This window comes from Streptococcus infantis, from assembly GCF_047465185.1.
Classification (GTDB): Bacteria; Bacillota; Bacilli; order Lactobacillales; family Streptococcaceae; genus Streptococcus; species Streptococcus infantis_O.
The window spans coordinates 314,188-332,045 of sequence record NZ_JASHAJ010000001.1; the positions used below are offsets into that span (position 1 = coordinate 314,188).

Genomic DNA, 17,858 nt, shown 5'->3' on the forward strand with positions numbered 1-17,858 from the left:
ATGTTAGATGTAGAAGTGATTCGCAAGGATTTTCCGATTTTAGACCAGATTGTCAACGACGAGCCTTTGGTCTATCTGGACAATGCTGCGACGACACAAAAACCATTAGCAGTTCTGGAAGCCATTAATCACTACTATGAGCAGGACAATGCCAATGTTCACCGTGGAGTTCACACTTTGGCAGAACGAGCGACAGCATCCTATGAAGCTGCTCGTGAAACTATTCGTAAGTTCATCAATGCAGGTTCGACAAAGGAAGTTCTCTTTACCAGAGGTACCACAACTAGTCTCAACTGGGTAGCGCGCTTCGCTGAGGAGGTCTTGACCGAGGGGGATCAGGTCTTGATTTCAATCATGGAACACCATTCCAATATTATCCCATGGCAGGAAGCCTGTCGTAAGACTGGAGCTGAGCTTGTCTATGTCTATCTCAAAGATGGCGCTCTGGATATGGATGATTTACGAGCTAAATTGACTGATAAGGTTAAGTTCGTTTCACTAGCACATGCTTCCAACGTTCTTGGAGTGGTCAATCCTATCAAAGAAATCACGCAAATGGCTCATAAAGTTGGAGCTATTATGGTTGTAGATGGTGCTCAGTCTACACCACATATGAAGATTGATGTTCAGGACTTGGATGTAGACTTCTTTGCCTTCTCAGGTCACAAGATGGCTGGTCCGACTGGTATTGGTGTTCTTTACGGTAAAGAAAAATATCTGGAACAAATGTCACCGGTGGAGTTTGGTGGCGAGATGATTGATTTCGTATATGAGCAATCTGCTAGTTGGAAAGAATTGCCTTGGAAATTTGAGGCTGGAACTCCCAATATGGCAGGTGCGATTGGACTTGCAGCTGCAGTAGATTATCTTGAAAATCTTGGGATGGATGCGATTGAAACTCATGAACAGGAATTGATCGCATATGTCTTTCCAAAATTGCGGGCCATTGAAGGATTGACCATTTACGGTTCGCAAGATTTGGCTCAACGTTCAGGTGTTATTGCCTTTAACCTAGGAGACCTTCACCCACACGACCTTGCGACAGCTCTGGATTATGAAGGAGTAGCGGTTCGTGCCGGTCACCATTGTGCTCAACCCTTGCTCCAGTATTTAGAAGTTCCAGCAACAGCTCGTGCAAGTTTTTATATCTACAATACCAAGGCAGATTGCGACAAGTTAGTCGATGCTTTACAAAAGACAAAGGAGTTTTTCAATGGCACTTTCTAAACTAGATAGCCTTTATATGGCAGTGGTAGCAGACCATTCGAAAAATCCCCATCACCAAGGGAAGCTAGAAGATGCTGAACAAATCAGTCTTAACAATCCAACCTGTGGTGATGTCATCAATCTCTCTGTCAAGTTTAACGCTGAAGATCGCTTGGAAGATATCGCTTTTCTAAATTCAGGTTGTACTATTTCAACTGCCTCTGCCAGTATGATGACGGATGCAGTTCTAGGTAAGACAAAGCAAGAGATTTTAGAATTAGCAACTATTTTTTCAGAAATGGTTCAAGGTCAAAAAAATGATAGACAAGACAGTCTTGGAGATGCAGCTTTTTTATCTGGTGTAGCTAAATTCCCTCAACGAATTAAATGCGCAACCCTAGCTTGGAATGCCCTTAAAAAAACAATTGAAGACCAAGAAAACAAATAAGACAAGCTTTCTTTGTCTTATAAATCACTAGAAATAAAGAATGAAAGAAAGGATATTATGGCTGAAGAAAGAGTAGAACCAAAACCAATTGATCTTGGTGAATATAAATTTGGTTTCCATGACGATGTAGAGCCTGTCCTATCGACAGGAAAAGGATTGAACGAAGCTGTCATTCGTGAGCTATCAGCTGCTAAGGGTGAACCTGAGTGGATGTTAGAATTCCGATTGAAATCTTACGAAACCTTTAAAAAAATGCCTATGCAAACTTGGGGAGCAGACTTGTCAGAGATTGATTTTGATGACTTGATTTACTACCAAAAACCATCTGATAAACCAGCTCGTTCATGGGATGATGTACCTGAAAAGATTAAGGAAACCTTTGAACGTATCGGGATTCCTGAAGCTGAGCGTGCTTATCTAGCTGGAGCTTCTGCCCAATATGAGTCAGAAGTGGTTTACCATAACATGAAGGAAGAATTTGAGAAGTTAGGAATTATCTTTACAGATACAGATTCTGCCCTCAAAGAGTACCCAGACTTGTTTAAACAATACTTTGCGAAGTTAGTACCTCCGACTGATAACAAGTTGGCTGCACTCAACTCAGCAGTATGGTCAGGTGGAACCTTTATTTATGTTCCTAAAGGTGTGAAAGTTGATATTCCCCTACAAACCTACTTCCGTATCAACAATGAAAATACAGGACAGTTTGAACGTACCTTAATCATCGTTGATGAGGGAGCAAGTGTCCACTATGTTGAAGGATGTACAGCACCTACTTATTCAAGCAATAGCTTACATGCTGCCATTGTAGAAATCTTTGCCTTGGACGGAGCTTACATGCGTTATACAACCATCCAAAACTGGTCTGATAATGTCTATAACTTGGTAACAAAACGTGCAAAAGCCTTGAAAGATGCGACTGTTGAGTGGATTGATGGAAACTTAGGTGCCAAAACAACCATGAAATACCCATCTGTTTACCTTGATGGAGAAGGTGCGCGTGGAACTATGCTTTCGATTGCCTTTGCCAATGCAGGGCAACACCAAGATACTGGTGCTAAGATGATTCACAGTGCACCACATACAAGCTCGTCAATCGTGTCTAAATCCATCGCTAAAGGTGGAGGAAAGGTTGACTATCGTGGACAAGTAACCTTTAACAAGAACTCTAAGAAATCTGTTTCTCACATTGAGTGTGATACCATTATCATGGATGACTTGTCAGCATCAGATACCATTCCATTTAATGAAATCCACAACTCACAAGTAGCTTTGGAACACGAAGCTAAGGTTTCTAAGATTTCAGAAGAACAACTCTATTATCTCATGAGTCGTGGCTTGTCAGAATCTGAGGCAACCGAGATGATTGTCATGGGATTTGTAGAGCCCTTCACCAAAGAACTACCAATGGAATATGCAGTTGAGCTTAACCGCTTGATTAGCTATGAAATGGAAGGATCTGTCGGATAAACATTATAAATAAAAACTGAACAAATACAAATTTGTTCAGTTTTTTATATACAATTTTATAAATATTCACAAATTCCATTTTTTATGGTAAAATAAAACAATTATTGTTAGTGGAGATGAATTATGAATATTTTTAGAACCAAAGACGTAAGTCTAGGTAAAACAGAGATGCATCGTCATCTGAAATTATGGGATTTAATTCTCTTGGGAATTGGGGCCATGGTGGGAACAGGTATTTTTACCATTACAGGAACAGCTGCAGCTACATTAGCAGGTCCAGCCCTTGTTGTATCTATCGTTATCTCAGCTATCTGTGTTTCCTTATCTGCTCTCTTTTTTGCAGAGTTTGCATCCCGTGTTCCAGCAACTGGTGGTGCTTATAGTTATTTATATGCAATTTTAGGAGAATTTCCTGCTTGGATAGCTGGCTGGTTAACCATTATGGAATTTATGACAGCTGTTTCTGGTGTGGCTTCAGGTTGGGCTGCTTACTTTAAAGGTTTGCTTAGTCATTATGGAATTTCTCTGCCTCAAGCTCTAAATGGGACATTTAACCAAGCACAAGGTAGCTATATTGATCTCCTGCCAATTTTAGTCATTCTTCTTGTTACTGGTCTTGTCTTATTAAATTCAAAAACAGCTTTGCGCTTTAATTCCATTCTAGTAGTCTTGAAATTTTCTGCTCTTGCTTTATTCATCTTAGTTGGAGTCTGGTACATTAAACCTGAAAATTGGTTAGACTTTGCTCCATTTGGTTTTGGGCAGATTTATGGTGGAAGCACTGGGATTATGGCAGGTGCTTCGCTCATGTTCTTTGGATTCTTAGGTTTTGAGTCCATTTCTATGGCAGTTGATGAAATTCAAAATCCTCAGAAAAATATTCCACGTGGAATTGTTTTATCCTTGATGATTGTAACCATTCTCTATGCTTTGGTTACCCTAGTATTGACTGGTGTTGTTCACTATAGCAAGCTCAATGTTGATGATGCTGTGGCTTTTGCTCTTAGAAGCATTGGTATTGGTTGGGCGGCTAATTATGTTTCTCTGGTTGCTATTTTTACTTTGATTACAGTATGTATTTCAATGACATACGCCTTGTCTCGAATGATTTATAGTTTGGCTCGTGATGGGTTGTTGCCTAAGACTTTTAAAGAAGTGACTAAGACAAGTCGTGTTCCAAAGAATGCGACCATTTTAACAGGTCTTGTTTCAGCAATTGCAGCTGGGATCTTCCCTCTATCAAGTATCGCAGCCTTTCTAAACATCTGTACTTTAGCTTATCTCATTCTCCTAGCTTATGGAATTATCAAATTAAGAAAAGACAAGGGAGAACCTAAAGAGGGAGAATTTAAAACTCCTCTGGTACCTTTTTTACCAATCTTGTCTATTCTGATTTGTCTGTCCTTCATGCTTCAATATACTCTTGAAACTTGGATAGCATTTGTATTAGCCTTAGCAGTAGGAGTTATTATTTACTTTACTTATGGCTATAAAAACTCTACACTATCAAAAAATCAATAAAGAAAAAATCGCGATTTCTCGCGATTTTTTTATAATTTTTCATTTACAAATCGAACGAAACGATTCCACCATACTTTTAAGAAAAAGGCTTTTTCAACATTTTTTTCAGCAACCATATCAAAGGTTGGATTATCAGTAGTAATATAACCTTGACCAACTAAGTCTTTGTCTTCATAAGTCAGATGACCAACCACTGTACCTGCCTCAAGTGGTGCAGTATGCTCAGTACTATCAGGTGTATAAGTAATAGATGACTGTGCGCGACTACCGAGACGTTGGACAATTTTTATATCTTCTTTAGCGACTGCTGTAACAGTATCTTGCTTTCCGTCATAAATTGGAGATTTACTATCTTGATAGCTTTCCCCTTGATTGACGATTGTTTGAAGAGCGAAATTGGATGAGATATAATCTAGAAGAGCTGAAGTTGCTGTGAAACGAGCGTAGGGATTGGTATCTTGGTTGTCGGCGTTTAAAACAACAGTGATGATACGCATACCTTTTTCTACAGTCGTACCTACGAAGGATGCTCCAGCTTTATCAGTCGTACCAGTTTTAAGGCCATCAACACCACCACGATAGGCAGGTAATCCCTCTAACATATAGTTTGTAGAATGAATAGTCATCCCTGCAAAAGTAGAAGAAGGTTTCTTGGTGATTTCTAAAACCTGTGGGTATTTGAGGATAAGATTACGAGCGACAATCGCAACATCATAGGCACTCAGTTTGTTTTCATCATCGTTCTTAGAGCCAGGATAGATATTATCTCCAAGAGTTTCATTATTTAGACCAGTTGAATTGACGAGGGTAGCATCTTGAATTCCCCATTCAAGAAGTTTGGCTTTCATCATATCTACAAAGTCTTTTTCCGATCCAGCAACCTTTTCTGCTAACGCAATAGCTGCACTATTGGCACTAGTTACCAATGTTGCTTCTAACAACTCTTCAACAGTATAGTTACGAGCTTCCATAGGAACGTTACTTGCCGCAGAATTGGTTGTCAACTGGTAGGGATAATCTGAAATTTCTACCGGAGTAGAAAGAGTGATTTTACCTTGTTCTAGAGCCTCATAGACCAAGTAAACAGTTAGCAACTTACTGATAGAGGCAATTTCTACAGGTTGAGTAGCATCTTTTTCATATAAAATCTTACCAGTATTAGCTTCAACAGCGATTGCGTGTTTTGCAGCAACATCAAAATCCTTAGCAAAAACAGTAGTAGCCGAACCAAATGAAATAAGTGTTAGGAATGTTAAAAATAATTTCTTCATAGTAATTGTATTCTATCATAAAGACAAAAAATATTCTTGTTTTTATAATGTAGGTTATCAATCTTTTTCGAAATATGGTAAAATAGGAAAAAGAGGAGGTGGCTTATGTTTCGGAGAAATAAATTATTCTTCTGGACCACTGAGATATTATTAATAACCTTAATCTTCTACTTATGGAGAGAAATGGGTGCTATTATTACACCATTTGTAAGTGTCGTAAATACAATCATGATTCCCTTTTTATTAGGAGGATTTCTCTACTACTTAACAAATCCAATCGTTATCTTTTTAGAGAAAGAGTGTAAAATCAACCGAATTATTGGGATTTTGTTAACACTTTGTGCTCTCTTCGGGTCCATAGTGATAGCTGTCGTATATCTCTTACCGATTTTAATCAATCAGTTGAGTAGTTTGATCAATTCCAGCCAAGGCATCTATGGTCGACTCCAAGATTTGGTGATAGAATTATCAAAATACCCTGCTTTCCAAGAACTTGATATTCAACAAACAATTCAACAATTAAATCTTTCTTACGTTGATATTTTACAAAATATCTTAAATAGTGTGACAAATAGTGTAGGAAGTGTTCTTTCAGCTCTAGTAAGCACTGTTTTAATTATTATTATGACACCAGTTTTCTTGATTTACTTCCTTCTAGATGGGCATAAATTTTTGCCGATGCTAGAAAGAACTATTTTAAAACGAGACAAACTTAATATATCTGGTTTAATAACAAACTTGAATGCGACGATTTCCCGTTACATAAGTGGAGTATCAATCGATGCATTCATTATCGGGTGTTTGGCTTTTATCGGTTATAGTGTGATTGGCTTAAAATATGCATTAGTTTTTGCTATTTTCTCAGGTTTAGCGAATCTGATTCCTTATGTTGGACCGAGTATTGGATTAATCCCGATGATTATTTCAAATCTGTTTACGGATCCTCAAAAGATGATAATAGCAGTTATCTATATGCTGATTATCCAACAAGTAGATGGGAATATCCTATACCCTCGTATTGTTGGTGGAGTCATGAAGGTTCATCCGATTACAATTCTCGTCCTATTATTGTTGTCAAGTAATATCTACGGTGTCGTTGGTATGATTGTTGCCGTTCCTACCTACTCGATTCTCAAAGAAATATCCAAATTCCTAGTTCGACTTTATGAAAAACATAAAGAAGTACAAGAAAAATAAAGATTTTCAAAAAGAAACAGATTCATCTGTTTCTTTTTTTATCTTTTATCAATAAATCGAGTACCGAGAAGAAGAATAAGAATAATTCACAAAATCTTTGTAAAACACTTGCAATTTAGCTAAAATTTGATAAAATAGTAAGGAAAGTTAGACTGTATTGCCTACTGTCTATCTATAAAATATATTTTATTGGAGGCTTTTACTCAAATGGCAAAAGAAAAATACGATCGTAGTAAACCACACGTTAACATTGGTACTATCGGACACGTTGACCACGGTAAAACTACCCTAACTGCAGCTATCACAACTGTTTTGGCACGTCGCTTGCCTTCAGCAGTTAACCAACCTAAAGACTATGCGTCTATCGATGCTGCTCCAGAAGAACGCGAACGCGGTATCACAATCAACACTGCGCACGTTGAGTACGAAACTGAAAAACGTCACTATGCTCACATCGACGCTCCAGGACACGCGGACTACGTTAAAAACATGATCACTGGTGCCGCTCAAATGGACGGAGCTATCCTTGTAGTAGCTTCAACTGACGGACCAATGCCACAAACTCGTGAGCACATCCTTCTTTCACGTCAGGTTGGTGTTAAACACCTTATCGTCTTCATGAACAAGATCGACTTGGTTGACGACGAAGAATTGCTTGAATTGGTTGAAATGGAAATCCGTGACCTTCTTTCAGAATACGACTTCCCAGGTGACGATCTTCCAGTTATCCAAGGTTCAGCTCTTAAAGCTCTTGAAGGTGACTCTAAATACGAAGATATCATCATGGAATTGATGAACACTGTTGATGAGTACATTCCAGAACCAGAACGTGACACTGACAAACCATTGCTTCTTCCAGTCGAGGACGTATTCTCAATCACTGGACGTGGTACAGTTGCTTCAGGACGTATCGACCGTGGTACTGTTCGTGTCAACGACGAAATCGAAATCGTTGGTATCAAAGAAGAAACTTCAAAAGCAGTTGTTACTGGTGTTGAAATGTTCCGTAAACAACTTGACGAAGGTCTTGCAGGAGATAACGTAGGTGTCCTTCTTCGTGGTGTTCAACGTGACGAAATCGAACGTGGACAAGTTATCGCTAAACCAGGTTCAATCAACCCACACAGAAAATTCAAAGGTGAAGTTTACATCCTTACTAAAGAAGAAGGTGGACGTCACACTCCATTCTTCAACAACTACCGCCCACAATTCTACTTCCGTACTACTGACGTTACAGGTTCAATCGAACTTCCAGCAGGTACTGAAATGGTAATGCCAGGTGATAACGTGACAATCGACGTTGAGTTGATCCACCCAATCGCCGTAGAACAAGGTACTACATTCTCTATCCGTGAGGGTGGACGTACTGTTGGTTCAGGTATGGTTACAGAAATCGAAGCTTAATTCGATTTAGTTCCCAGAAGAACAATTATTTAAGTCAGACATTAAAAGAATCTTGCTATGCAAGGTTCTTTTTTCTAGCTATACGAAGGCAAAATAAGACAGTATGGTAGTTGATTACGAATATAGAAACTTAATTAAATAATTATCTACTTTATTAACGAATGTATATCCTAGTTTTTCAGAATTAATTTTTATTAGGTTAAAAAGCTTTTCACAAATGCCTCTTTTTTTGATAAAATAGAAGGAAGAAAAAAAGAAATGAGTTTGTCATGTCAAAAGGATTTTTAGTCTCTCTAGAGGGGCCAGAGGGAGCTGGGAAAACGAGTGTGCTTGAAGCTATCCTTCCTGTGTTAGAAGAAAAAAATATTGAGGTTTTAACAACACGTGAACCAGGTGGAGTATTGATTGGTGAGAAGATTCGAGAAGTTATTTTAGATCCTAGTCATACTCAAATGGATGCCAAGACAGAGCTTCTACTCTATATTGCTAGTCGTAGACAACACCTAGTGGAAAAGGTCTTACCAGCACTTGCAGCAGGGAAACTGGTCATCATGGATCGTTTTATTGATAGTTCCGTTGCTTATCAAGGTTTTGGTCGTGGTTTAGATATTGAAGCTATTGATTGGCTCAATCAATTTGCGACAGATGGTCTTAAACCAGATTTGACACTTTATTTTGATATTGAAGTGGAGAAGGGGCTTGAACGAATCGCGGCAAACAGTAATCGTGAAGTCAACCGTTTGGACTTGGAAGGCTTAGACTTGCACAGAAAAGTTCGTCAAGGCTATCTTTCCCTTCTTGAAAAAGAAGGTGAACGCATTGCAAAAATCGATGCCAGTTTACCACTAGATCAAGTGATTGAAAATACTAAGCAAGTCTTGTTTGACAGAATGGGGCTGACAGAATGAATCAAGAGCAATTAAAAGCTTGTCAACCTCAGCAATTTGAGCGTTTTGTTCACATTTTAGAGCAAAGACAGCTGAATCATGCCTATCTCTTTTCAGGTTATTTCGGAAGCATGGAGATGGCCTTATTTCTGTCTAAGAGTTTGTTCTGTACAGAAAAAAAGGGTGTCTTGCCTTGCGAGTCTTGTCGAAACTGTAAGTTGATTAATCAAGAAGAATTTCCTGATGTCACAATTATTCGTCCCATTAATCAGATTATAAAAACAGAAAGAATTAGAGAACTAGTTGGACAATTTTCGCAATCAGGGATTGAAAATCAACGGCAGGTTTTTATCATTGAACAAGCTGAAAAAATGCATGTTAACGCTGCTAACTCGCTACTAAAGGTTATCGAAGAACCTCAAAGTGAAATCTATATTTTCTTCTTAACCAATGATCAAGAACAGATTTTGCCAACCATTCGAAGCCGGACACAGATTTTCCAATTTAAGAAACAAGTGACAAATCTAATGGTTGAGCTCGAGAAAGCAGGATTGGTCAAAAATAAAGCAAGACTCTTAGCCGAGTTCAGCCAATCACAAGCAGAAGCCGAAAAACTGATTAATCAACCTAGTTTTTGGACTCTAGTTGAAGAAAGTGAACGATTTTATTCTTGGTTAGATGCTGGGAAAAAGGAATCTTATTTGCAGGTGGCAAAATTAGCTAGTTTAGCAGACGACAAAGAAAAACAAGACCAAGTCTTTAGAATTTTAGAAGTATTAGCAGGTCAAGAGATTCAAAAAAATGTAGCACGTACAATCTTGCAAAACCTTCTCGAAGCTAGAAAAATGTGGAAGGCAAATGTGTCTTTCCAGAATTCTTTGGAATACCTAGTTTTACAATAAAATGAACATGAAAACAGAAAAAGAAAGGGCTGTTCATGAACAAGAAAGAATTATTTGATGCCTTAGATGATTTTTCTCAACAGTTGTTGGCAACCTTGGCAGATGTCGAAGCCATCAAAAAAAATCTCAAGAGTGTTGTAGAAGAGAATACAGCTCTTCGTTTAGAGAACGATAAACTGAGAGAGCGCTTGAATGAGGAAGAAGAAACAGCTCCAACTAAGACCAAGCATGTTCGAGAAAACGTGAGCCGAATCTATGACGACGGTTTTCATGTGTGTCGCGATTTTTACGGTCAACGTCGTGAACTAGATGCAGAATGTATGTTCTGTGATGAGTTGTTGTTTAGGGAGTAAGCATGCAGATTCAAAAAAGTTTTAAAGGTCAGTCACCTTATGGTAAACTATATCTTGTTGCAACGCCAATTGGAAATCTTGAGGATATGACCTTTCGTGCCATTCAGACTTTGAAAGAAGTGGACTGGATTGCTGCCGAGGATACTCGTAATACTGGTCTATTGCTTAAGCATTTCGATATTCCGACCAAACAAATTAGTTTTCATGAACATAATGCCAAGGAAAAGATTCCTGATTTGATTGATTTGTTGAAACAAGGACAAAATATCGCTCAGGTATCGGATGCAGGTCTACCTAGCATTTCTGACCCAGGTCATGATTTGGTAAAGGTGGCCATTGAAGAAGATATCGCAGTTGTCACAGTTCCGGGTGCTAGTGCAGGAATTTCAGCATTGATTGCTAGTGGATTAGCACCTCAACCTCATATTTTTTATGGCTTCTTACCACGAAAATCTGGTCAGCAAAAGCAATTTTTTGAGACTAAGAAAGATTATCCGGAGACTCAGATTTTCTATGAATCACCTCACCGTGTTGCAGATACGCTAGAAAACATGCTAGAAGTCTACGGTGATCGCTCAGTGGTCTTGGTTCGAGAATTGACTAAGATTTATGAAGAATACCAACGAGGAACAATTTCAGAGTTACTAGTAAGTATTTCTGAGACTCCTCTCAAGGGCGAATGCCTTCTGATTGTAGAGGGGGCTAGTCAAGAAGTAGACGATAAAGATGAAGAGGACTTGTTCTCAGAAATCCAAGAACGCATCCAACAAGGTGTTAAGAAAAATCAGGCCATTAAGGAAGTCGCAAAGATATATCAGTGGAATAAAAGTCAGCTCTACTCAGCTTATCATGATTGGGAAGAGAAACAATCCAATGACTAAACAGGGAAGTTTGCCTTCTTCCCTTTTTTTGTTATACTAGTAAAAGAAAATTTAGAAAGATTTGTGGGTGTCAAACAGTCTAATGATTATTGATATGGACTTAAGTTTCACTCAAAGAGGTATTAGTGACGTGTCTCAATCTTATATCAATGTTATCGGTGCCGGTTTGGCAGGTTCGGAAGCAGCCTACCAAATCGCAAAACGTGGTATTCCTGTTAAACTTTATGAAATGCGTGGTGTCAAGTCAACACCACAACACAAAACTGACAATTTTGCAGAGTTGGTTTGCTCTAACTCTTTACGTGGGGATGCTCTAACAAATGCTGTCGGTCTCCTCAAGGAAGAAATGCGTCGCCTAGGTTCTCTTATCTTGGAATCGGCAGAAGCAACACGTGTTCCTGCTGGTGGTGCTCTCGCAGTTGACCGTGATGGTTTCTCTCAAATGGTTACTGAAAAGATTGCCAATCATCCTTTGATTGAGATCGTTCGTGACGAGATTACAGAATTGCCAACAGATGCTATTACAGTTGTTGCAACTGGTCCTTTGACTAGTGATGCTCTTGCTGAGAAAATTCATGCACTCAATGGAGGAGATGGTTTTTATTTCTACGATGCTGCAGCGCCCATTGTGGATGTCAATACAATCGATATGAACAAGGTTTATCTCAAATCTCGATATGATAAGGGAGAAGCGGCCTACCTTAATGCTCCTATGACCAAGCAAGAATTTATGGATTTCCATGAAGCCTTGGTCAATGCGGAAGAAGCTCCGCTCAATTCTTTTGAAAAAGAAAAATATTTTGAAGGCTGTATGCCAATCGAGGTCATGGCCAAACGTGGCATCAAAACTATGCTCTATGGTCCTATGAAACCAGTTGGTCTAGAATATCCAGAAGATTACAAGGGACCTCGTGATGGAGACTTTAAAACTCCTTATGCAGTCGTTCAGCTTCGTCAGGATAATGCGGCTGGAAGTCTCTACAATATCGTGGGTTTCCAAACTCACCTCAAATGGGGAGAGCAGAAGCGTGTCTTCCAAATGATTCCGGGTCTTGAAAATGCAGAGTTCGTTCGCTATGGTGTTATGCACCGCAATTCCTACATGGACTCTCCAAATCTCCTTGAGCAGACTTATCGTTCTAAGAAACAGCCAAATCTTTTCTTCGCTGGGCAAATGACAGGTGTAGAAGGATATGTTGAATCAGCAGCTTCAGGATTAGTAGCAGGTATTAACGCAGCTCGTCTTTTCAAGGGAGAAAGCGAAGCTATTTTTCCAGAGACAACAGCTATCGGAAGTTTAGCTCATTATATCACCCATGCTGATAGCAAACACTTCCAACCTATGAATGTCAACTTTGGCATTATCAAGGAATTAGAAGGTGAACGAATCCGCGATAAAAAAGCTCGTTATGAGAAAATTGCAGAACGTGCCTTGTCTGATTTAGAGAAATTTTTATCTGTCTAATTTTTTTGAAAGAATTACTCATGATACTATAAAAATCCATGAAATTGTGATAAAATAGGTAGGATGAAAAAAGGAGAGAGAAAATGCTAGAACCTAAGTATAAACGTATCTTAATCAAGCTATCTGGTGAAGCCCTTGCTGGCGAACGTGGTGTCGGTATTGATATCAAAACCGTCCAAAGTATGGCCCAAGAAATCAAGGAAGTTCACGAGCTAGGAATTGAAATCGCCTTGGTTATTGGTGGTGGGAACCTTTGGCGTGGGGAACCTGCAGCAGAAGCTGGTATGGATCGTGTTCAAGCGGATTATACTGGAATGCTTGGGACAGTCATGAATGCTCTTGTGATGGCAGATTCATTGCAACAAGTAGGGGTTGATACTCGCGTACAAACAGCTATTGCCATGCAACAAGTAGCGGAGCCTTATATTCGTGGACGTGCCCTTCGCCACCTTGAAAAAGGACGTATCGTTATCTTTGGTGCAGGAATTGGTTCACCTTACTTCTCTACAGATACAACAGCAGCTCTTCGTGCAGCTGAGATTGAAGCAGATGCTATTTTGATGGCCAAAAATGGTGTTGACGGTGTCTACAATGCCGATCCTAAGAAAGATAAAACTGCTGTTAAATTTGAAGAATTGACTCACCGTGATGTCATTAATAAAGGACTCCGTATCATGGATTCAACAGCTTCAACTCTATCTATGGATAACGATATTGACTTGGTAGTCTTTAATATGAACCAACCGGGCAATATCAAACGTGTTGTATTTGGTGAAAATATCGGAACAACTGTTTCAAACAATATCGAAGAAAAGGAATAAGAAAAATTATGGCTAACGCAATTGTAGAAAAAGCTAAAGAGAGAATGACTCAATCTCACCACTCACTTGCTCGTGAATTTGGTGGTATCCGTGCAGGTCGTGCTAACGCCAGCTTGCTTGACCGTATTACTGTTGAATACTATGGTGTCGAAACACCTCTTAACCAAATCGCTTCTATCACAATTCCTGAAGCGCGTGTCTTGTTGGTAACACCATTTGATAAATCTTCATTGAAGGATATCGAGCGTGCTTTGAACGCTTCAGATCTTGGTATTACACCAGCTAATGATGGTTCTGTTATTCGCTTGGTAATCCCAGCTCTTACAGAAGAAACTCGTCGCGACCTCGCTAAAGAAGTGAAAAAAGTTGGTGAAAATGCTAAAGTAGCGATCCGTAATATCCGTCGTGATGCTATGGATGAAGCTAAAAAACAAGAAAAAGCTAAAGAAATCACTGAAGATGAATTGAAGACTCTTGAAAAAGATATTCAAAAAGCGACAGACGATGCTGTTAAACACATCGACGACATGACTGCCAATAAAGAAAAAGAAATCTTGGAAGTCTAAGAAATAAACAGAAAAACTCAGTTGGCATTGCTGGCTGAGTTTTATTCGAAAGAAGGAAACATGAATACAAATCTTGCAAGTTTTATCGTTGGACTTATCATCGATGAAAATGACCGTTTTTACTTTGTTCAAAAGGATGGTCAAACATACGCTCTTGCTAAGGAAGAAGGTCAGCATACAGTTGGTGATACGGTTAAAGGTTTCGCCTACACGGATATGAAGCAAAAATTACGCTTGACAACTATAGAGGTGACTGCAACTCAGGAACAATTTGGTTGGGGAACGGTAACAGAAGTGCGTAAGGATTTGGGTGTTTTTGTTGATACAGGGCTTCCTGGCAAGGAAATCGTAGTGTCACTGGATATCCTACCTGAACTGAAAGAGCTTTGGCCTAAGAAGGGCGATAAACTTTATATTCGTCTAGAAGTAGATAAGAAAGACCGTATCTGGGGAGTTTTGGCTTATCAGGAAGACTTCCAACGTTTGGCACGTCCAGCATACAACAACATGCAAAATCAGAACTGGCCTGCAATCGTTTATCGTCTTAAGTTATCAGGAACTTTTGTCTATCTACCAGAAAACAACATGCTTGGATTTATCCACCCAAGTGAGCGCTATGCAGAGCCACGTTTGGGGCAAGTCTTAGATGTGCGTGTCATTGGTTTCCGTGAAGTTGACCGAACTCTTAATCTATCACTAAAACCTCGCTCTTTTGAGATGTTAGAAAATGATGCACAAATGATTTTGACATACTTGGAAAGCAATGGTGGATTTATGACCTTAAATGACAAATCATCACCAGATGATATCAAGGCTACCTTTGGTATTTCTAAAGGTCAATTTAAAAAAGCACTTGGTGGTTTGATGAAGGCTGGTAAAATTAAACAAGACCAGTTTGGTACCGAATTAATTTAGGGAGGCTTATGAGAAAATCATTTTATACTTGGCTCATGACAGAGCGTAATCCTAAGAGTCATAGTCCCAAAGCAATTTTAGCGGATCTTGCCTTTGGGGAGTCAGCCTTCCCAAAACATACGGATGATTTTGATCAGGTGAGTCGATTTTTAGAAGAACATGCCAGTTTTTCCTTTAATATGGGAGAATTCGATCGTATCTGGCAGGAATATTTAGAACATTAAAAAGGGCTAAGGTGTTAAGGATAGCAATTTCTATATGCCTTTGCTATAATAAAAAGAAATTAAAGAGTTAGAGAGGTTCTTTATTTGAAGGAACATTCAATAGACATTCAGTTAAGTCATCCAGATGACCTGTTTCATCTTTTTGGTTCCAATGATCGCCATCTTCGCTTGATGGAGGATGAGTTAGATGTTATCATCCATGCTCGTACAGAGATTGTACAGGTCTTGGGAGAGGAGTCTTCTTGTGAAGAAGCACGGCAAGTAATTCAAGCCTTGATGGTCTTGGTTAATCGTGGCATGACTATCGGAACTCCGGATGTGGTGACAGCCATCAATATGGTTAGAAACAATGAAATCGATAAGTTTGTTGCCCTCTATGAAGAAGAGATTATCAAAGACAATACTGGTAAGCCGATACGTGTAAAGACACTGGGTCAAAAACTTTATGTTGATAGTGTTAAGAACCATGATGTTACCTTCGGGATTGGGCCAGCTGGTACGGGTAAAACATTCCTAGCAGTGACCTTGGCTGTTACAGCTCTTAAACGTGGTCAAGTCAAGCGTATTATCCTGACTCGTCCAGCAGTAGAAGCTGGAGAAAGCTTGGGATTTCTTCCAGGAGATCTCAAGGAAAAGGTAGACCCTTATCTTCGACCTGTCTATGATGCCTTGTACCAAATTCTTGGGAAGGACCAAACAACTCGTCTCATGGAGCGAGAAATTATTGAGATTGCCCCTTTGGCCTACATGCGTGGACGTACTCTGGATGATGCCTTTGTCATTTTGGATGAAGCGCAAAATACAACCATCATGCAGATGAAGATGTTTTTGACTCGTCTTGGATTTAATTCAAAAATGATTGTCAATGGTGATATTAGCCAGATTGACCTGCCGCGTAATGTTAAATCAGGTCTGATTGATGCCCAGGAAAAACTTAAGAACATTCACCAGATTGATTTCGTTCATTTTTCAGCCAAGGATGTGGTTCGCCATCCAGTCGTTGCTCAGATTATCAGAGCCTATGAACCTCGACCTGTCAAAGCTGAAGAAAATCAAGAAGAAACAGAATAAAAAAAGAGCAGTTGAAAAACTGCTCTTAATTTTTTGAATATCTTATTAGACAAGTTCACTGATAGGTATGAAGTCGCGTTCTAAACCTTCAGCAACTGGTTGACTAGTAAGTTGACCTTGGTAAGTTGTAACCCCTTCACGCAAACCAGCATCTTCAAGGATTGCTTTCTTAAATCCTTTACATGCCAAGGCTTCGATATAAGGAAGAGTCACATTTGTAAGGGCAATAGTAGAAGTACGGGCAACTGCTCCAGGAATATTGGCAACCGCATAGTGAAGGACACCGTGTTTTTCATATACAGGCTCATCATGGGTTGTCACACGGTCAGCTGTTGCAATAACACCACCTTGGTCTACAGCAACGTCTACGATGACAGAACCAGGACGCATTTGTTGAACCATGTCATCTGTCACCAATTTAGGAGCTTTAGCACCAGGAATCAATACGGCACCGATAACAACATCTGCTTCACGTACACTTGCTTCGATATTAAATGGGTTTGACATGAGTGTTTGGATTTGATGACCAAAGACATCTTCTAGTACGGAGAGACGTTTAGCACTGATATCAAGAATCGTTACTTGAGCTCCCAACCCAAGAGCGATACGGGCTGCGTGTGTACCAACGACACCACCACCGATGATGGTTACTTTTCCTTTTGGTACACCTGGGACACCACCCAAGAGAACACCAGAACCACCAGCTTGTTTCGTTAAGAAGTGAGCTCCGATTTGGACAGCCATACGACCTGCTACCTCACTCATTGGAACCAATAGAGGAAGTTGACCTTCGGTATCGCGTACAGTTTCATAAGCAACACCAGTTGTTTTAGCTGTAAGCATAGCATCTGCCAATTCAGGAGCAGCTGCCATATGCAAGTAGGTGAAGAGAAGTAAGTCTTCACGCAAGAATTGATATTCACTAGCAAGTGGCTCTTTTACTTTGACCACTAATTCTGCAGCCCAGGCTTCAGCAGCTGTAGCTACAATCTCAGCTCCTTGATTTTCATAGTCAGCATCAGCAAAACCAGATCCAAGACCCGCATTTGTTTCGATGAGGACACGGTGACCACGACCAACAAGACTCTGTACACCAGCAGGTGTCAAAGCCACACGATTTTCATTATTTTTAATTTCTTTTGGAATTCCAATTAACATAGAGGTTTGCTCCTTATTTTAACATCTAGGTTCTAATACTAAATCATCACAGGAAGAACCCAGCCTTTTCTTGTGATGTTTATATTTTATATGAAACC

Annotated in this window: 18 protein-coding genes; 16 read left to right on the forward strand and 2 right to left on the reverse strand. The window is 39.6% G+C overall.

Going from position 1 to position 17,858, the window contains the following annotated elements; genetic code table 11:
- The 4 genes from QM382_RS01555 to QM382_RS01570 all read left to right on the forward strand — a co-directional run bounded on the left by QM382_RS01555 (position 1) and on the right by QM382_RS01570 (position 4,645).
- Complete coding sequence (locus tag QM382_RS01555) at positions 1-1,227, forward strand: cysteine desulfurase (RefSeq protein ID WP_414272208.1); 1,227 nt, start codon at positions 1-3, stop codon at positions 1,225-1,227.
- Positions 1,214-1,654 (forward strand): Fe-S cluster assembly sulfur transfer protein SufU, encoded by a 441-nt coding sequence (gene sufU, locus QM382_RS01560; RefSeq protein ID WP_414272209.1) that lies wholly within the window; start codon positions 1,214-1,216, stop codon positions 1,652-1,654. Before QM382_RS01555 ends, sufU begins: the two co-directional genes overlap by 14 nt.
- Before the next feature lie 57 nt (positions 1,655-1,711).
- A complete protein-coding gene (sufB, locus tag QM382_RS01565; RefSeq protein WP_254729832.1) occupies positions 1,712-3,124 on the forward strand; it encodes a Fe-S cluster assembly protein SufB in 1,413 nt (470 codons plus the stop codon).
- Between the two features lie 123 nt (positions 3,125-3,247).
- Entirely contained in the window at positions 3,248-4,645 is a 1,398-nt protein-coding gene (locus tag QM382_RS01570) for an APC family permease (RefSeq protein ID WP_414253755.1), read from the forward strand.
- Positions 4,646-4,674: 29 nt separating this feature from the next.
- On the opposite strand, the gene pbp3 is transcribed toward QM382_RS01570, so the two are convergent.
- A complete protein-coding gene (gene pbp3, locus QM382_RS01575) occupies positions 4,675-5,916 on the reverse strand; it encodes a D-alanyl-D-alanine carboxypeptidase PBP3 (protein WP_414272210.1) in 1,242 nt (413 codons plus the stop codon).
- A gap of 105 nt (positions 5,917-6,021) precedes the next feature.
- On the opposite strand from pbp3, the gene QM382_RS01580 reads away from it, so the two are divergent.
- The 12 genes from QM382_RS01580 (at position 6,022) to QM382_RS01635 (ending at position 16,602) form a co-directional block, all read left to right on the forward strand.
- Positions 6,022-7,113 carry an AI-2E family transporter gene (locus QM382_RS01580; protein WP_195183323.1) on the forward strand — a complete coding sequence of 364 codons (1,092 nt, stop codon included), beginning with the start codon at positions 6,022-6,024 and terminating at the stop codon, positions 7,111-7,113.
- 207 nt (positions 7,114-7,320) lie between these two features.
- Positions 7,321-8,517 carry an elongation factor Tu gene (tuf, locus tag QM382_RS01585; RefSeq protein WP_006154249.1) on the forward strand — a complete coding sequence of 399 codons (1,197 nt, stop codon included), beginning with the start codon at positions 7,321-7,323 and terminating at the stop codon, positions 8,515-8,517.
- Between the two features lie 269 nt (positions 8,518-8,786).
- Positions 8,787-9,425, forward strand: a complete 639-nt coding sequence (gene tmk, locus QM382_RS01590; RefSeq protein ID WP_195183324.1) for a dTMP kinase — start codon at positions 8,787-8,789, stop codon at positions 9,423-9,425.
- Positions 9,422-10,306, forward strand: coding sequence for a DNA polymerase III subunit delta' (locus tag QM382_RS01595; protein WP_414272211.1), 885 nt, complete (start codon positions 9,422-9,424; stop codon positions 10,304-10,306). The genes tmk and QM382_RS01595 overlap by 4 nt, the downstream gene beginning before the upstream one ends.
- 35 nt (positions 10,307-10,341) lie before the next feature.
- A complete protein-coding gene (gene yabA, locus QM382_RS01600) occupies positions 10,342-10,659 on the forward strand; it encodes a DNA replication initiation control protein YabA (RefSeq protein ID WP_414272212.1) in 318 nt (105 codons plus the stop codon).
- A gap of 2 nt (positions 10,660-10,661) precedes the next feature.
- On the forward strand, positions 10,662-11,540 hold the full coding sequence (gene rsmI / locus QM382_RS01605; RefSeq protein ID WP_414272213.1) for a 16S rRNA (cytidine(1402)-2'-O)-methyltransferase: 879 nt from the start codon (positions 10,662-10,664) through the stop codon (positions 11,538-11,540).
- A gap of 130 nt (positions 11,541-11,670) precedes the next feature.
- Positions 11,671-13,005, forward strand: a complete 1,335-nt coding sequence (gene trmFO / locus QM382_RS01610; RefSeq protein ID WP_414272457.1) for a methylenetetrahydrofolate--tRNA-(uracil(54)-C(5))-methyltransferase (FADH(2)-oxidizing) TrmFO — start codon at positions 11,671-11,673, stop codon at positions 13,003-13,005.
- A gap of 83 nt (positions 13,006-13,088) precedes the next feature.
- A complete protein-coding gene (gene pyrH, locus QM382_RS01615; RefSeq protein WP_414272214.1) occupies positions 13,089-13,826 on the forward strand; it encodes a UMP kinase in 738 nt (245 codons plus the stop codon).
- An 8-nt stretch (positions 13,827-13,834) separates the two neighbouring features.
- On the forward strand, positions 13,835-14,392 hold the full coding sequence (gene frr, locus QM382_RS01620; RefSeq protein WP_006152642.1) for a ribosome recycling factor: 558 nt from the start codon (positions 13,835-13,837) through the stop codon (positions 14,390-14,392).
- Between the two features lie 60 nt (positions 14,393-14,452).
- Positions 14,453-15,307 (forward strand): RNA-binding virulence regulatory protein CvfB, encoded by an 855-nt coding sequence (gene cvfB, locus QM382_RS01625; RefSeq protein ID WP_414272215.1) that lies wholly within the window; start codon positions 14,453-14,455, stop codon positions 15,305-15,307.
- 8 nt (positions 15,308-15,315) lie between these two features.
- A complete protein-coding gene (locus QM382_RS01630; protein ID WP_414272216.1) occupies positions 15,316-15,531 on the forward strand; it encodes a YozE family protein in 216 nt (71 codons plus the stop codon).
- An 84-nt stretch (positions 15,532-15,615) separates the two neighbouring features.
- Entirely contained in the window at positions 15,616-16,602 is a 987-nt protein-coding gene (locus QM382_RS01635; protein ID WP_414272217.1) for a PhoH family protein, read from the forward strand.
- Positions 16,603-16,647: 45 nt separating this feature from the next.
- On the opposite strand, the gene ald is transcribed toward QM382_RS01635, so the two are convergent.
- The gene (ald, locus tag QM382_RS01640; protein ID WP_414272218.1) at positions 16,648-17,760 is read right to left on the reverse strand and encodes an alanine dehydrogenase; all 1,113 of its coding nucleotides are present in this window, start codon (positions 17,758-17,760) and stop codon (positions 16,648-16,650) included.
- Positions 17,761-17,858: the final 98 nt, after the last annotated feature.